Raw genomic sequence first — 16,728 nt, 5'->3', positions numbered from 1 at the left:
CTGTACCAGAGATGGAATGCACTCATCTTTCCTGGTAGCATAAATAACCGTTTTTCGCAAATAATTACTGATTAAGATCCGGGCGCTGGCCTGTTACAAGATAGACCGTGTTCTCCCCGATGTTCGTCGCATGATCGCCGATCCGTTCGATGTACCGTCCGACAAGCAGAAGCAGCATAGCCTGCGAGGCCTGGGAAGGACTATTCATCATAAAGGAATAAAGTTCCGTGATCATCTTGCTGTACAGCGAATCAACTTTGTCATCCTGTTGAGCCATTTTGTAGGCCAGATCCGTGTTTTCATCCAGATAGGAGGTAATGGAATCATCAATCATATCCTTGACGATTTCGGCCATTTGCGGAATGTCAACCAGAGGCTTGATCAGTTCCTGCCCTTCCATCCGCAGAGTAACCTTGGCCACATCCGATGCCAGGTCCCCCATCCGCTCCAGATCGGTCGAAATCTTGAACGCGACGATAATTCTTCTTAAATCCTTCGCCACCGGCTGCTGCTTAATGATGAGGCTGGACCCCATATCCAGAATGTTCTCTTCCATCTGGTTCAGAGCAGCATCATTCTTGATGATTTCCTGGGCAAGCTCCGTATCATTGGTCTTCAGACTGGTGATTGCCCGATCGAGCGCCTCTGAAACATGCTGTCCCATCTGGCGCAGCAGTACGCGGAGCTCCTCAAGCCCTTCATCAAATTCTTTTCTGCGGATCATCTGCAGATGCCCTCCCTCTGTGCTTCGCTCAGCCGAACCGGCCGGAAATGTAATCTTCCGTACGAGAATCCTGAGGTGTGGAAAACAAGGTTTCGGTAGGCTCAGCCTCAATCACTTCGCCATTCAGGAAGAATACTGTTTTGCCGGAAACGCGGGCCGCCTGATGCATATTGTGCGTTACCATCACAATGGTGTACCGGTCTTTGAGCTCCTGGACCAGTTCCTCAATCTTGGCCGTGGAAATCGGGTCAAGCGCGGAGGTCGCTTCATCCATCAGCAAAATATCCGGCTGCACTGCGAGCGCCCTCGCAATGCACAGACGCTGCTGCTGCCCGCCGGACAGGCTGAGCGCAGAACGTCTCACGAAATCCTTCACTTCATCCCACAAAGCTGCATGGCGAAGGCTCTGCTCAACCAGCTCGTCCAGCCGCGCCTTGTCGCGGATGCCGTGCAGTCTCGGTCCATAGGCCACATTGTCATAAATGGATTTGGGAAAAGGATTCGGCTGCTGGAACACCATGCCGACACGTTTACGGAGTTCCTCTACCTCCATACTGCTGTCGTAAATATCCAAATCGCCTAATTGTACCTTACCCTCCACCCTGGTGCCGGGAATCATATCGTTCATCCGGTTCAGCGTCCGCAGCAGCGTGGATTTTCCACAGCCGGAAGGACCGATGAATGCCGTTACCGTTTTGTCCGGGATATCAAGATTTATATTTTTAAGCGCATGAAATGATTCATAATATAAATTCAAATTTTCTATCCGTATTACTGCCTCATTCAACTTAATGGCGGTTTCTGTCATGGGATTTGATCTCCTTCACTTGCAGATCTGGTTTTCCATGCCTGCACTTTTCCTGTAACTGCCCACAGGCAATATGACAAATTATAAACGAGCTATGTAAATGAAATCCTTTATATTTGTTAACGCAATGTAAAATATCAAACAATACAACGTTCCTCGTCTTGCGGCTGCAAGTGCATGGTTCCCAGTTCTGCGGCAACCTGTGAAGCTGCTGCTGCTGCATCTTCGGCCATACGCGACAACCCTTGGCTGCGACTGTTAACATTCTCCATATTAGCCATCAGCCTGGAGAAGGCTTCGCTGCCTGCATCGATGTGCTCCGCACCCTGTTCAATTTCCCGCAAGCCTGACTGGGTAAGGGCCACATTTTCTCCAATCAGCGAACCGATTTCACCCAGCAGCGAAGCAATATCCTCTGAAAAGTGCCGGGTCTGCTGTGCAAGCTTGCGAACCTCCTCTGCGACAATCTGAAATCCTTTTCCATGCTCGCCCGCATGAGCCGCCTCAATCGATGCATTGATGGCAAGCAGACTGCTCTGATCGGCAAAGCTGCGGATGGAAGAAGCCATGCCGGAAATGGAGTGAATGTGCTGTTCCAGCATGCCTGTCTGCTCAAATTGCCGCTTCATTTGTTCCGCAATCATTTGATAAGAGGACATGACCTCCTCCAGACGGCTTCTGCCCGTTTCCGCCAGCCCGCTCATTTCCAGCGTCGCCACTGCGCTCTCAGCCGCTTCCCGCGCCATTTGCAGCGCACTGTCCCCGATTCTGGCGACACCGCTGGAACTCTTCGCCACAGCTAGTCCGCTTCTTTCATCAGCTTCCTTCTGCAGCCTTCTGGACAATTCCATCAAATCCCGTAAGGTTAAGATGCCAAAAAAACGCCCTTCGCTCATCACCGCGACGCAGTCATAAAACTTTTCATCAGGCCTGAGTAGCGCTTTGTTCAACACCTCCGCAGCAGGATCGGCGGCATCCACAATCAGGGTGTCAGGATCGGCGAACATGGCCGCAGGCTTGTCATAATACAATTCAGCGGCAAACCTGCCCGCCAAATGGCGGTTGAACGCTTCTCGCATAATGATCCCTGCAATTTCCTCTGCGTTATGGACAAGGACAACACAGGGCGCCGCCGGATTCTCTCTAAGTATGTCCAGCAAAGCCAAGCAGGAAACTTCCATTCCGATAACGGGAACAGAACGGCAGGCCGTATATTCGATAAGCTTACCCGCATGCCCGTTTTCTTCAGCATGGCCGTTATAACCACCGTCCGTACAGTCTTCCGTCTGTATCGTCTGTATCGTCTGTATCGTTTCCAGCTCTGGTGCCATGATCATGATCAAATTCCCCTTTGCAACTGAATACTGATGTGTTCAGCTCATCTTATAGGTCGATAGAACCATCATAAATGTATTCGGTAAACAGAAAGGAGGCATTGTGTAAGCCGTTTGTAAAACGATTGCAAAACTTCCGTGAAAAATCCGACCTGGTACCTATCCGCAGAAAAAATCCCCAACCTTTTATACTAAATGTTGGGGACTTCTTTTCCTGTTCACAACCAATTTATAGCCCACTCCGCGTATGGAGTCGATATGCACCGATTCCGGCTCCAGCTCCAGCTTCTTGCGTAAAGAACTGACATGAACATCCACAGTCCGCTGCCCGCCGATATAGTCGAAGCCCCATACCGCGTTCATCAAGTCATCTCTCGTAAGGACGACGCCAGGCTTTCTTGCCAGGTACAAGAGCACCTCGAATTCCTTCGGTCTGAGATTGATGGACTGTCCGCCCAGAATTACCTCATATTTTTCAGGGTAAATCTCCAGCTCACCGAGCACGATCCGGGAAGCATCGCTCTGATCAGGCAACACGCCTTCATCTCCACCCATAGAGCGGCGCAGTACAGCATCCACACGGGCCAGCAGCTCGGATACGCCGAAAGGCTTTGTAATATAATCATCTGCACCAGATTTCAGTCCCTGCACCACTTCAGCTTCTCCATTTTTAGCGGTCAAGATAATGATTGGTGTGGTCACTCCCTGGGTGCGAAGCTTGTTCAAAATATCGAGGCCATTCATGCCAGGCAGCATCAGATCCAGCAGGATTAAATCAAAGGCTTCTCTTGAGGCTTTCTCGAATCCGGCGGTTCCATGATCCTCCGTCTCCACCTCATAACCTTCCTGCGTCAGATTGTAAGTAAGCAGCCTGGCCAATGTAGGCTCGTCTTCTATAACCAAAAGACGTTGTGCCATGTCCTATCCCCCATCTCCCGTTATACATTATTTTAATGTAATAACGCATGTATGTCTGACTCCAACCCATTTTATCACGGCATTGTTAACGTGGTGTAAAAAAATCATCCTTGCTGCTCCTCAACCTGCTGCAAGAGCGGTAACTCGACCGTAAATGTCGTGCCAAGCCCCAATTCGCTGTCGACCGAGACGCTCCCGTGATGAAGCTCAACCAGATGCTTGACGATGGACAGCCCCAGTCCGGTTCCGCCCGAGTTGCGGGATCTTCCTTTATCCACACGGTAAAATCTTTCAAAGATGCGCGGCAAATCCTTCTTCGGAATACCGATCCCGGTATCGCTGACGGTAAACACCACTTTTTCCGGCTCATGATCATGTGAAAGCTCCTTGACCTTCAGCTTCACAATTCCGCCTTCCTGGGTGTAATTGATTCCATTGGAAAGCAAATTCAGGAATATTTGCCTTAGTTTGTCCTCATCCGCTTCTATGAACAGCTCCTCGGGAACTTCCATCTGCAGGCTGATATGTTTCTTCTCCGCCACCTTGGCCAGCGTACCGTTAATCATATCAAAGAGTGAGGACAGGTGAACAGGCTCGCACTCCAGCGGAGAACGTTTGGATTCGATTTTGGAAAGCTCCAGAATATCCCCGATCAGCCGGTTCAACCGTTCACTTTCATCATAAATGATCTGCAAAAACGAGCGTGCTGTCTCCTCATCCTTGACTCCCCCGCCAAGCAGCGTTTCAGCAAAACCTTTTACCGCCGCAATCGGTGTCTTCAACTCATGCGAAACGTTGGCTACAAACTCGCTGCGCATGTTCTCCAGCCTGCGGATGGCTGTGACATCCTGCAGCAGAAAGAGCATGCCGCGATAGCTTGCTTCGTCCTGCATCGGCACACCATCGAGCAGAATGAGCCGCTCCCCCGGATTAAACACACTGACTTCCTCATGCATTCGTTCCCGGTGCTGTATGCTGTGCTCCACCAGCTTGGTCAGCCCGTAATGCTGCTTTAGCTCATGATAGGGTCTGCCGGTTACCCGGCTGCTGCTGATCCCGAGCATTCGCTCAGTCTCTCGGTTTACCAGCGCAACTTTGCCATGCGCATCAACCATCAGAATACCGCCTGTCATGTTGCTCATCACCCGCTGCAGCAAATCCTCGTTATCACGGATCGTTTTCATCTGCATCTGCAGGCTGTCCGCCATCCCGTTGATTGCCGCCGCCAGCTGTCCTACCTCGTCATTGCGCTTCAACTCAACTCTGGCGTCATAATCAAGCTTGGAAATGCGATTGGCTACCTTCGTAATATGCTCGAGCGGAGAAGTCAGATTGCTCGCGATACGGTAGCTGACCACAGAAGCAACCAGAAATAGCAGCAGCAAGCCAATAATCATGGCCGTCCAGGCACGCTGCATACCTTCATCTACAGCCTTCAGACTCATCGAAAGCCGTATATACCCGTTGAACCCGCTGTCCGTGCTGACCGGTTCCGCTACATACAGCATATTCTCCTTCAGCGTATCACTGTAACGAATTGCACTCCCGATGCCTTTTTCTTCAGCCAGCCGTATTTCATCCCGCAGCGCATGGTTGTCCATCTTGTCGACATCCATTTCCGAGTCTCCTATGACCGTTCCATCCTTATTGATGAAAGTTATACGGGAATTGATCAGCCCGGCCAGTTCCTTAGCTTTTTCAGTATAATAAGCCGTGTAATCGTCGACCGGCACATTGCTTGTACTGTGAAACTCAAAGGTGCTGCGCAGGAGATTTATTTCCCGGGCCATATTTTCTTCCAAGGCCTTGATATGCGATTCTTTGAAAATCTGCCCCATCGTCAGTCCTGCCGCAATCACGGAAATTCCGATCAGCGTCAAGATAATGGCAGTCAGTCGAAAACGGAATGATTTCATAAGTTCTCCCTCGGCAGCATGTTATGCGCGTATTGTAAAACTAATTTTACCGTATGGGCTGCCTTCCATCCATATCGCACTGTAAACGGATTGTTAAATTTGATCTGCTTTGTGTAATCAGGACATAATGAAGGACCGTCCCTCGGCCGCTGGCCTGAAAAACGGTCCTTTGTAAATAGAACTCACATCAACAATGCTCTGCAGTTCGGCTCCTGTTCATTAACCATTCACGACTTCGCCGCCATTGACATGAATAACCTGGCCGCTGACATAGGAGGAGTCCGAGGATGCCAAGTATACGTACGCAGGAGCCAACTCTTCAGGCTGTCCGGGACGCTTCATCGGCTGGGTAGCTCCAAATTGGCTTACCTGCTTCTCATCAAAGGTGGATGGTATCAGCGGAGTCCAGATCGGCCCAGGTGCGACTGCATTTACACGAATACCCTTTTCCACCAAATTCATGGACAGCGAACGGGTAAAGGCGGTAATAGCCCCTTTGGTCGAAGAGTAATCAAGCAGCTGCGGGTTGCCTTTGTACGCTGTAATTGATGTCGTATTGATGATCGTGCTGCCCGGCTTCAGCAAAGGCATGGCTGCTTTCGTCAAGAAGAACATACCGAAGATGTTAGTGCGGAAAGTCCGTTCCAACTGTTCGGCAGTAATGTCTTCAATGGACTGCTGCGGATGCTGTTCGGCGGCGTTGTTCACCAGGATGTCCAATTTCCCCAGATTCTCCACCGTTTGCTGCACAGCCTTCTTGGCAAATTCCTCGTCTCCTATATCACCGGCAATCAGCACACATTTGCGTCCCTCCTGCTCAACCTGACCTTTCGTTTCCTCCGCGTCACTATGTTCGTTCAGGTAGATGATGGCTACATCTGCGCCTTCTTTCGCATAGGTTACGGCAACTGCACGGCCGATCCCGCTATCTCCACCTGTAATGAGAGCAACCTTGCCGGTCAACTTGCCCGCAGGCTTATAGGCCGGTGTCTCGAACTCCGGCTGTGGAGTCATTTTGGATTCAATCCCGGGTCGCTGGTTCTGGTGCTGCGGCGGCAGTGTTTGCTGATTACTTTGCTGTTTGGACATGCTTCAATCTCCTTTCCTTAAGCCAGAATGATGGAATCTTCCCCTAGGATGCACATAACTCTGTATAATAAATCTTCCCGACACTGTACTTTTACCACGCTCAGCCAGACTTAAACACGTTGATCAGGAGATTCTACTGCTGGCTGTTCTGAGACGCTCCTAGAACGAACCGTTCCTACAATCGATGTTGGCCTCAAATTTCAATTAATTATTTTTAGTCAAAATGAAAGAAAAAGAGCGGTTTTAGTGGAAACCCTTCCACCAAACTCGCTCTTTCAAATCAAACATAGTTATATTCGTAATACCCTCTGCCTGTTAAATTCTACTTCTGACAGCATTTCATTACGCCGCCAGCAGAGTGCCTCTGTCCGGATTTAAATAATCCGACGGTATACCATGAAAAACAGCATCAGCAGCATGCTGATCGCCAGCAGAACACTGAAGGTTCTGAGCTTGGCCCTTTGAGCGGATATATCGCTGCCTTTGCTAATTCCATCGATTGCAAGGCGCAGCGGCTTGCCCATCATGCCGCCCAGCCCCGCAATAATGAGAAACAGCAGAAAGACGACCACCATCCACGCAATAGAGTAGTCTTCGCCAGTCAGCATATATCCGCCGGTCAGCAGTTGGATAATGAGCGCATACTGCGCAAACCGGTTCAGCGTCCGAACTGCGCTGACCGCCCCTTCCTGCGCAGGAGCCGACATGTTATTAAGCTTTCCGACCAAGAAAGGCAGAATGAGATAAAAGCCCATAGCCAGAGCTCCGATGATATGCAGCAAATAGATAACTCTCATGAAATAACCTCCCTTATTTTGTAATCCGAACCCCAAACATATACTATTATACTGGGAAGAAAGCAAGAATCTCAATCTGCCAAAAAAGGAATCCTCCCATAAAGAGAGGATTCCCGGCCTGTTACGATATCATGAACTATATCGAGACAACTTTAATGACATTGCGAACAGATTCGGCCGATTGATCAAGCGCCGCCTTCTCCTCCGCGGTCAGCTCAAGCTCGAATATTTTCTCGATTCCGCTGCCGCCCAGCAGAGCCGGTACGCCGAGGAACAGGTTCTCATACCCATACTCGCCTTCCAGGTAAGCGATCACCGGAATAATCCGTTTCTTGTCCTTCAGGATCGCTTCGGTCATCTGTACAAGGGAAGCTGCTGGCGCATAATATGCGCTGCCGTTGCCCAGCAGATTGACGATTTCTCCGCCGCCAACCCGCGTCCGCTGCACGATGGCTTCAATGCGGTCGGCTGGAATGAGCGTGTCAATCGGAATGCCTCCGACGCTGGAATAACGGACAAGCGGCACCATGTCGTCACCGTGGCCCCCTAACACAAAGCCGCGCACATCCTCTACCGAAACATTAAGCTCCTGCGCAATGAAGGTGCAGTAACGTGCTGTATCGAGTACACCCGATTGGCCGATGACACGGTTTTTAGGGAAACCGAGCGTCTGATACGCCGCATAAGTCATCGCGTCGACAGGGTTGCTGAGAATAATGACAATGGCATCAGGACAGTAGGTCTTCACATTCTCGCACACCGATTTCACGATGCCTGCGTTGGTATTGACGAGATCATCGCGGCTCATGCCAGGCTTGCGGGCAACACCGGCAGTGATAATGACAATATCGGAACCGGCGGTCTCCGCATAATCGGAGGTGCCGATAATGTTGCTGTCAAACCCTTGCACCGGGCTTGCTTCCAGCATATCCAGGGCTTTGCCCTTCGTCGGATTCTCCAATTGCGGGATGTCCACCAGCACTATGTCGCCCAGCTCTTTTTGCGCGAGCATCAATGCAGTTGTTGCACCGGTAAAGCCGGCTCCGACTACAGTGATTTTTCTTCGTTTAATGGCCACGGTACCGCCTCCTACATATGGCTGATGACTTTGTCAGCGAACTCAGAGCATTTTACTTGAGTAGCCCCTTCCATCAGGCGGGCAAAATCATACGTAACCGTTTTGTTGTTGATTGCGGTTTCTATGCCTTTGTAAATAAGGTCTGCCGCTTCCTGCCAGCCCAGATGCTCAAGCATCATGACGCCGGACAGAATAACGGAGCCTGGATTCACAACGTCCTTATCCGCATATTTCGGAGCCGTTCCATGCGTTGCTTCAAAAATGGCGTGGCCTGTCACATAGTTAATGTTGGCGCCAGGGGCAATACCGATACCGCCTACTTGTGCAGCCAGCGCATCAGACAGGTAGTCACCGTTCAGGTTCAGAGTAGCGATCACATCAAACTCGGCCGGGCGTGTCAGCACCTGCTGCAGCGCAATATCGGCAATAGCATCTTTGATAATGATCTTACCGGCTTCTTCAGCCGCTTGCTGTGCAGCGTTAGCCGCATCCGTGCCTTCTTTTTCTTTGATTTCATCGTATTGTGCCCAAGTGAACACCTTATCGCCGAATTCCTGCTCGGCAACTTCATAACCCCAGTTTTTGAAGGCACCTTCGGTGAACTTCATGATATTTCCTTTATGAACAAGCGTTACGCTCTTGCGATTATTCTTGATGGCATACTCGACAGCTGCACGTACCAGACGCTTGGAGCCTTCGGAAGAAACCGGCTTGATGCCGATGCCTGACGTTTCAGGGAAACGGATTTTATTGACTCCCATTTCCTCCTGAAGGAATTTAATGACCTTTTTCACTTCCTCGGAGCCTTCCTTGTACTCGATGCCGGCATAGATATCCTCCGTATTTTCACGGAAAATAACCATGTCCACCAGTTCAGGACGTTTTACCGGAGAAGGAACTCCGTCGAAATAGCGAACAGGACGAAGGCAGACGTACAGGTCCAGCTCCTGGCGCAGAGCCACGTTCAACGAGCGGATGCCGCCGCCGATCGGAGTTGTAAGAGGACCTTTGATCGCCACGATGTATTCGCGGATCGCTTCGAGCGTATCATTCGGAAGCCATTCCCCGTATGTATTAAACGCTTTCTCTCCGGCAAATACTTCATACCATGCGATTTTTTTCGAACCGCCGTATGCTTTCTCCACAGCAGCGTCCAGCACGCGCTTGGAAGCTTTCCAGATATCGCGTCCCGTACCGTCACCCTCGATGAAAGGGATAACCGGATTGTTAGGCACCTGCAGTTTTCCGTTGTCAATTGTGATTTTTTCGCCTTCTGTTGGGAGATCAAACTTTTCCAATTTCATGAGTTCCAGTTCCTCCTTGTATGGTTAGTAGCTCGTCTCTGCCCAGACTAATGGGCAACCAGCATAGAGGGGCGGGAAGAGTGACTTATATCATTGCCTCCCGGCCCCTGCTTCTCTATTGTACATGATTAAATTCCAGCATGTCACCGCAATTCAGGGGAAACGTATTTCTGATTCGTCGGACCTGTATATTCCGCACGCGGACGGATGATCCGGTTATCCTCATACTGTTCAAGAATATGCGCCGTCCATCCTGATACACGGCTGACAGCGAAAATTGGCGTAAACAGCTCACGTTCGATTTCAAGCTGAGTGTAAACGGATGCGGAATAGAAATCCACATTCGGCTTCAATCCCTTCTGGGAAGTGACCAGTTCCTCGATACGGACGGACATTTCATAAAGCGTCGTGTTTCCATTCTGCTCGCCAAGCTCGCGGGACATCTTCTGAAGATGCTTGGCACGCGGATCGCCATTTTTATACACCCGGTGTCCGAAGCCCATAATTTTATCGCGGTTGGCCAGCTTTTGCTGAATGAACGGCTCCACATTGTCCAGGGAACCGATTTCGTCCAGCATTTTGGCAACCGCCTCGTTGGCTCCTCCGTGCAGCGGCCCTTTGAGCGCGCCTACAGCGGACGTGATACCGGAGTAAATGTCCGATAATGTAGCCACGGTCACACGGGCGGCAAACGTGGAAGCATTCAGCTCATGATCGGCATGAAGCACCAGTGCCTGGTCCATGGCTTTTACAGCCGTTTCGGAAGGCTCCTCACCATTCATCATATACAGGAAGTTTTCTGCAATGGAAGCGCCTTCTTTTGGCTGTACCGGTTCCAGTCCCTTGCGAAGGCGGGCAATCGCCGCGACAATTGTCGGCAGCTGAGCCTGCAGCTTGATCGCCTTGAGCTCATTGGCTTCACGGGACATATCGTCCGCTTGACTGTCAAACAGGGCAAGAGCCGATACCGCAGAGCGAAGCGCCGCCATGGTGTTCATGTCTTTCGGGTACAGCTTCATTTGCGAGATGAGTTCATCGGGAATCGGGGCGTACCGGCTCAGCTGAGCCTGCAGATCGCTAAGCTGGGAAGCGTTCGGAAGCTTGCCGAACCACAGCAAATAAGCAACTTCTTCAAAAGAGGCGTTAATGGCCAAATCATCAATATTATAGCCACGGTAAGTGAGAACGCCATCTACTATGGAGCTAATGGAAGAAGTCGCAGCCACGATTCCTTCCAGACCTTTAGTCGCTGTCATATTACATCTCTCCTTTGTCTAAAAGCTTTGTAAAGGACTTGCAAATGAAAACAGTTTCAAAACTAAAGATGACATGGGAAAGCCTTAAAAAGGTTAACGTCTGATGTCAATAATTTTAATCTCCTCTAACTATACTGGATTTTGTCGGTTCTGTGAACAAGGATAAGCCAATCCTCCGCATTCAAATATTTTATCAGTCCTATAAACATTTTTTGAAACCCTTTACATTTTCAAAGTTTTTCTAGGCTCATGTCATATTTTCCGGAGCGGGCGCATACAGGTATACATCTAACAAAAAAGGAGAAATAGAAAGGTGAACCGACTTATACTCAAACGTATTCTACGGGCAATATGGGTCGTAATAGCAATCATTTTGTTCGTTCTCGCCGTATACGGGCTCTATCCGCTCGTCTATCCCTTTCTGCTGGCGTGGCTGGTCGCTTACGCAATGAATCCGCTTGTTCTGTTTCTTCACAAAAAGGCCAAGCTTCCCCACTGGCTGGCAGTCACCCTTTCGCTGTTTGTATATCTCGGGGCCATTCTGCTGGTGCTGTCCGCTGCGGTCACACGCATCGTGAAGGAGCTAATTGAACTGACAAAAACGTTTGACATTCATATTGAACAATTTAAAAGCCTGTTCATCTCCTGGACGAAGAGTGATATCATACAAAATATTATTGTAGAAATAGATAAGTTCATTCGCGAAAATCCCGATTATCAGCAAACCATCAACAATAATATCGATAAAACGACACAAAATGTCAGCAGCGCCGTTACGGATCTGGTTAGCCGTTTTTTCAACGGGATTCTGAGCTTTCTGACTGCCCTGCCGAATATGGGGGCCGTCCTTATGGTTATTGTGCTGGCCGCTTTTTTCATCAGCAAAAACTGGGAGCGGCATGGCCGCACATTTTCCGGGCTTGTCCCGGTCGGTCTGCACAAGACGGCCGCCGATATTTGGCAGGATCTGCGCAAGGCCTTGTTCGGATATTTGCGGGCACAATTCATCATGATTTCCATAACCGCGGTGATCGTTATTATTGGGCTTATCATTTTGCAGGTGGATTCCGCCTTTACCATCGGGCTGATGATCGGCCTGATCGACCTGCTGCCATATCTCGGTGTAGGTATCGTCATGATCCCGTGGGCCATTTATGCGTTTATGTCGGATAATTTTGCGCTCGGGCTAGGGCTCTCCATTCTTTATATCGTAATCTTGATTGCCCGTCAGATCGCCGAGCCCAAGGTGCTGGCCAGCAGCGTCGGGCTCGATCCGCTGGCCACCCTGATTGCCATGTTCGTCGGGCTCAAGCTGTTTGGCGTACTGGGACTCATCATCGGCCCCGTCTCCCTCGTTGTGCTGGATGCGTTCAATCGTGCCAACGTGCTTCGGGATTTGCGCAACTACATTCTCGCCGGCAGGATCAGATAAGGCTGTTATAGAGGTAGTTCAAAAAGTCATCTTTTGATCACGAAGGAAGTCAGGAAGCGGACTCGACATCGAATCTTGAATTCAGCCGGGACTTCCGGTGCTCACGTACCCCAAGTACGCTCCGCTCCTCAGTCCCTTGCTTCATCCAACCTTCTCGGTGCTGAAAACCTGACTTTTTGAACTCGCAATTATAGTGGAAAAAACGGCGGCATTACGTCAGAACCGCCTGAACGTAATGCTGCCGTTCTTCATTTTTTTCTCCACCCATTTGAACAGCAGCTTTCTGTAAATAGGCCGGGTGAGCGGAAAGATCAAGGTAAAGCCGATAATATCGGTGATAAACCCCGGAATAACCAGCATGCTACCGCCCAGGAAGACACATAATCCGTCAAGCATTTTATTGCCCGGCATTTGCCCCTTGTTCATTTGCAGCTTGGCATCAGCAATGACCTTACGGCCTTCAAACTGCAGCATGGCAAAGCCAATGATGGAAGTCATGATAATCAATAATATCGTCTTTCCCGCACCGATCCGCTGACTTACCCACAGAAAACCGTACAGTTCCAATGCCGGAATTAATAATAATAAAAGCCAGTAGGGCCTGCGCATGCTTTACTCCTTTCTGTCTGCAGCCAGCTTCTGCAGCGCCTGATACACTTCGGGGGAGGCTTTATCGAGCCTCGCCGGCTTCCAATCCCCATTCAGCCATACATGCTGTGTTGAGCCTGTGACCAGCAGCTCACTCCGGTGCGGCTCCTGTCCGTCTGCCCCCATGCGTCTTATCTCATAAGCAAAGTTCAGGCGCATACTAGTCAGCTTCGTAATTTGTGTATATACGATTACCTGATCATCATATTTGGCTGGTTTATGATACTTCAGGTTTACATCAATGACCGGCAGCATCAACCCTTGCTCCTCCATGCTGCGGTAGGTGAAGCCGGACTGCCTGAGCATTTCCGTTCGCCCGATCTCGAACCAATTTAAATAATTGGCGTGGTACACGACCCCCATCTGATCGCATTCCGGATAACGCACGCGAATCTGAACAGATGACCATCTGTGTCCTTCATCCTGCTTTTCTCTGGTCATGTAGTGCTTCTCTCCTGTTCCGGACTTCCTTCTTTAAGAGGTTGTTCAAAAAGTCATCTTTTGATCACGAAGTAAATCAGGAAGTGGACTCGACATCGAATCTTGAATTCAGCCGGGCCCTCCGGTGCTCACGTACCCCAAGTACGCTCCGCTCCTCAGTCCCAAGCTTCATCCAACCTTCTCGGTGCTGAAAACCTGACTTTTTGAACACGCACTTTAATATAAATGTCCTATTTCCATTAAACCACATTTCAGGCACAGGAACAAAAAAGGCCTGCCTCGAAAGGCGGCCTTGTCATTTAGCCGAAACGTCCCATGATATATTCCTGGGTCAGCTCATTGGTCGGATTGGTGAAAATATCCTTCGTTTTTCCGCGCTCAATCAGATTGCCCACATAAAAATAGGCGGTGAAATCCGAGATACGGGCTGCCTGCTGCATATTATGAGTAACGATAACGATGCGCAGCTCCTTCTTCAGCTCCGTAATGAGCTCTTCGATCTTGCCTGTGGATACCGGATCCAGCGCGGAGGCCGGTTCATCCAGCAGCAGAATGCTCGGATTGACCGACAGCGCGCGGGCTATGCAGAGACGCTGCTGCTGACCGCCCGACAGGGCAAGTGCCGAACCGTGCAGCCGGTCCTTTACTTCGTCCCAGAGGGCTGCTTTGCGCAAGCTGGTCTCAACAATTTCATCCAGATCTTTTTTCCTCTTCATGCCCCGGTATCTAGGTCCGAAAGCAATGTTATTGTAGATCGATTTATAAAAAGGATTCGGCTTCTGCCAAACCATTCCAATCTCCTGGCGAAGCTTGATGACGTCCGTTTCCGGATTGTTCAGATCCTTTCCATTCATCCAAATATGACCTGTCGTGGATGATCCTGCAATCTCATCATTCATCCGGTTCAGAGATCGTAAAAAAGTTGATTTTCCGCACCCCGACGGACCGATCAGCGCCGTCACCGTCTCGGCGGGAAATTCCATGCTGATTTTTTTGACAGCTTCAAAGGTTCCATAATATATGCTTAAATCCTCAGTACTGAAAGGCTGGGCCATTGTGTAGGTTCATCTCCTTTTAATCCATACGCTTCGCAGCAGTCAACTTTTTGTATGCCACCCTGCCAAGCCAGCGGGCCGACAGATTAAATACCAGTACAAGCAGCACCAGCACTGCTGATGCTCCGGCGGCAATTTCTGCGGAGTCAGGTGCAATCCCCTCACTGTTCACTTTCCAGATATGAACGGCCAGCGTTTCGGCAGGCCGCATCGGATTGATCGGCGACCTTGGGCTGAGCGGATTCCAATCCGTGAAATCAAGCGGAGGCGTAGTCATACCCGCAGTGAATAGCAGGGCTGCAGCTTCGCCAAAGATACGGCCCGCCGCCAGAATCGTACCTGTAATCAAGCTTGGCAGTGCAACCGGCAGCATGATGGAAGTGATGATTTTCCATTTGGACAGGCCCAGAGCCAGCCCCGCCTCTTTTTGCTCCTTCGGCACGGCCCGGAACGCCTGCTCCGTCGTACGTACCATCAGCGGCAGGTTAAATACGGCCAAAGCCATCGCACCCGATAATAACGAGAAGCCGAAATTAAACGTATTTACGATCAGCAGCAAACCGAACAGGCCGATAACGATCGACGGGAAGGATGAAAGCACCTCTACCGTCAAACGGATGAAATCCGTAAGACGTCCCGGCTTGGCATATTGCGCCATGTAAATGCCGCCTCCCCATCCCAGGGGAATTGTAATGATCAGCGTCAATATAAGCAGAAATACGGAGTTGAACAATTGGGGACCGATGCCCCCGCCTTCACGCAGCGTTTGCGGAGCTGCAGTCAAGAAATTCCAATCGATATGACTAATGCCGCGGAACAATATAAAACCGATAAGACCAATCAGCACGGCGACGATCAGCAAGGCAAAGAAACAAATGATAAACGTAGCGGCTTTATCTATGGATTTAGCTTTCATTAAATACGGTTTCTCCTTTCAAGCACCCTAACGAGCAGCACGAATACAAATGTCATCAGCAGGAGAACGAGCGCCATGCTCCACAAAGCATCGTTTTGGAGCGAGCCCATCGCGGTATTCCCCATACTAAGCGTAATTACACTCGTCAGCGTTGAGGCTGATTCCAGCAGGGAATGCGGAATGTGCGGAGCGTTACCGATAACCATTTGCACGGCAAGGGCCTCACCGAATGCTCTGGCCATGCCAAGGATGACGCCTGTCATCAGCGCCGGCAGCGTCGTCGGAATGATAACCCGGGCAATCGTCTGCCAGCGGGTTGCACCAAGGGCAAAGGAAGATTCACGAAGCCCCTTTGGCAGGGCTGCCAGAGCATCTGCCATTATACTTGTAATCGTAGGGAGAATCATAAGAGACAAAACGAGACAGCCTGCAAGAATCCCGTTGCCCTGGCCGCCAAACACATTGCGCAGCAATGGCACAAGCACAGTCAAACCGACAAATCCGTAAACGACAGAAGGAATACCGGACAAAAGCTCGATCGCCGGCTGCAATATCCGTTTGCCGAACTTAGGCACAATCTCCGTCATGAATAAAGCCGCGCACAAACCGAGAGGGCTGGCAATAAGGGCTGCCAGAATAGTAACCGCAAACGATCCTGTAATAAAAGGAAGAGCGCCGAATGAAGCCGGTTGGCCGTCCGGACTCCATTTCGTGCCAAAGAAGAACTCGCGCAGACTCACTCCGTCAAACGCAAAGGTAGCCACTCCCTTGGAAGCGACAAAATAGACGATCGATATAATAACTGCAATCAAAAAAACGACACAAACCGACGTAAATATACGGCCGGTCCATTCTTCCCAGTAATGCTTTTCTCTCATCATCCCGCGGGTTCTTTTACTTTGCTCCATGTAAGTCTTCCCTTCAATAGGTTCCATCTTTAACTCCTTTTAAACCGAAGAATAGAGGCTGGACGCATGTCCGCCTCTTCTCTCCGTGTGATGACTGTCTTGTT

The 16,728-nt window shown here is 50.1% G+C and carries 16 protein-coding genes; 1 reads left to right on the top strand and 15 read right to left on the bottom strand.

The features are described 5' to 3' along the window. Nucleotides 1-64 precede the first annotated feature (64 nt). The 10 genes from phoU to citZ form a co-directional block, all read right to left on the bottom strand. Entirely contained in the window at nucleotides 65-724 is a 660-nt protein-coding gene (gene phoU / locus ACI1P2_RS06915; protein WP_355318138.1) for a phosphate signaling complex protein PhoU, read from the bottom strand. Nucleotides 725-752: 28 nt separating this feature from the next. Beyond that, a complete protein-coding gene (gene pstB / locus ACI1P2_RS06910) occupies nucleotides 753-1,511 on the bottom strand; it encodes a phosphate ABC transporter ATP-binding protein PstB (protein ID WP_355318464.1) in 759 nt (252 codons plus the stop codon). 158 nt (nucleotides 1,512-1,669) lie between these two features. Next, a complete protein-coding gene (locus tag ACI1P2_RS06905; protein ID WP_355318136.1) occupies nucleotides 1,670-2,869 on the bottom strand; it encodes a methyl-accepting chemotaxis protein in 1,200 nt (399 codons plus the stop codon). A gap of 183 nt (nucleotides 2,870-3,052) precedes the next feature. Then, complete coding sequence (locus tag ACI1P2_RS06900) at nucleotides 3,053-3,784, bottom strand: response regulator transcription factor (RefSeq protein WP_355318134.1); 732 nt, start codon at nucleotides 3,782-3,784, stop codon at nucleotides 3,053-3,055. A gap of 104 nt (nucleotides 3,785-3,888) precedes the next feature. Next, nucleotides 3,889-5,700, bottom strand: a complete 1,812-nt coding sequence (gene pnpS / locus ACI1P2_RS06895) for a two-component system histidine kinase PnpS (RefSeq protein ID WP_355318132.1) — start codon at nucleotides 5,698-5,700, stop codon at nucleotides 3,889-3,891. 219 nt (nucleotides 5,701-5,919) lie between these two features. Beyond that, nucleotides 5,920-6,789 carry an SDR family oxidoreductase gene (locus tag ACI1P2_RS06890; protein ID WP_355318130.1) on the bottom strand — a complete coding sequence of 290 codons (870 nt, stop codon included), beginning with the start codon at nucleotides 6,787-6,789 and terminating at the stop codon, nucleotides 5,920-5,922. Between the two features lie 374 nt (nucleotides 6,790-7,163). Beyond that, on the bottom strand, nucleotides 7,164-7,586 hold the full coding sequence (locus ACI1P2_RS06885) for a hypothetical protein (protein ID WP_355318128.1): 423 nt from the start codon (nucleotides 7,584-7,586) through the stop codon (nucleotides 7,164-7,166). Between the two features lie 136 nt (nucleotides 7,587-7,722). Further along, nucleotides 7,723-8,664, bottom strand: a complete 942-nt coding sequence (mdh, locus tag ACI1P2_RS06880; RefSeq protein ID WP_355318126.1) for a malate dehydrogenase — start codon at nucleotides 8,662-8,664, stop codon at nucleotides 7,723-7,725. Between the two features lie 11 nt (nucleotides 8,665-8,675). Then, entirely contained in the window at nucleotides 8,676-9,968 is a 1,293-nt protein-coding gene (gene icd / locus ACI1P2_RS06875) for an NADP-dependent isocitrate dehydrogenase (protein ID WP_355318124.1), read from the bottom strand. Nucleotides 9,969-10,111: 143 nt separating this feature from the next. Then, on the bottom strand, nucleotides 10,112-11,224 hold the full coding sequence (gene citZ, locus ACI1P2_RS06870; RefSeq protein ID WP_355318122.1) for a citrate synthase: 1,113 nt from the start codon (nucleotides 11,222-11,224) through the stop codon (nucleotides 10,112-10,114). A 313-nt stretch (nucleotides 11,225-11,537) separates the two neighbouring features. Between citZ and ytvI the strand changes: the two genes are divergently transcribed. Continuing rightward, entirely contained in the window at nucleotides 11,538-12,656 is a 1,119-nt protein-coding gene (gene ytvI, locus ACI1P2_RS06865; protein ID WP_355318120.1) for a sporulation integral membrane protein YtvI, read from the top strand. A gap of 216 nt (nucleotides 12,657-12,872) precedes the next feature. Here the strand turns inward: ytvI and ACI1P2_RS06860 are convergent, their stop codons facing one another. The 5 genes from ACI1P2_RS06860 to pstC form a co-directional block, all read right to left on the bottom strand. Further along, nucleotides 12,873-13,265 carry an FxsA family protein gene (locus tag ACI1P2_RS06860; protein WP_355318119.1) on the bottom strand — a complete coding sequence of 131 codons (393 nt, stop codon included), beginning with the start codon at nucleotides 13,263-13,265 and terminating at the stop codon, nucleotides 12,873-12,875. A 3-nt stretch (nucleotides 13,266-13,268) separates the two neighbouring features. Further along, the gene (locus tag ACI1P2_RS06855) at nucleotides 13,269-13,745 is read right to left on the bottom strand and encodes an acyl-CoA thioesterase (RefSeq protein ID WP_355318117.1); all 477 of its coding nucleotides are present in this window, start codon (nucleotides 13,743-13,745) and stop codon (nucleotides 13,269-13,271) included. A 299-nt stretch (nucleotides 13,746-14,044) separates the two neighbouring features. After that, a complete protein-coding gene (pstB, locus tag ACI1P2_RS06850) occupies nucleotides 14,045-14,800 on the bottom strand; it encodes a phosphate ABC transporter ATP-binding protein PstB (protein WP_355318115.1) in 756 nt (251 codons plus the stop codon). Between the two features lie 19 nt (nucleotides 14,801-14,819). Beyond that, nucleotides 14,820-15,716, bottom strand: coding sequence for a phosphate ABC transporter permease PstA (pstA, locus tag ACI1P2_RS06845; RefSeq protein ID WP_355318113.1), 897 nt, complete (start codon nucleotides 15,714-15,716; stop codon nucleotides 14,820-14,822). Beyond that, entirely contained in the window at nucleotides 15,716-16,651 is a 936-nt protein-coding gene (gene pstC / locus ACI1P2_RS06840) for a phosphate ABC transporter permease subunit PstC (protein ID WP_355318111.1), read from the bottom strand. The genes pstA and pstC overlap by 1 nt, the downstream gene beginning before the upstream one ends. Between the last annotated feature and the right edge of the window lie 77 nt (nucleotides 16,652-16,728).

This window comes from Paenibacillus jiangxiensis (assembly GCF_046098255.1).
Classification (GTDB): Bacteria; Bacillota; Bacilli; order Paenibacillales; family Paenibacillaceae; genus Paenibacillus; species Paenibacillus jiagnxiensis.
The sequence above is the reverse complement of the archived record's forward strand: the minus strand, read 5'-3'. Positions and strand labels throughout refer to the sequence as shown.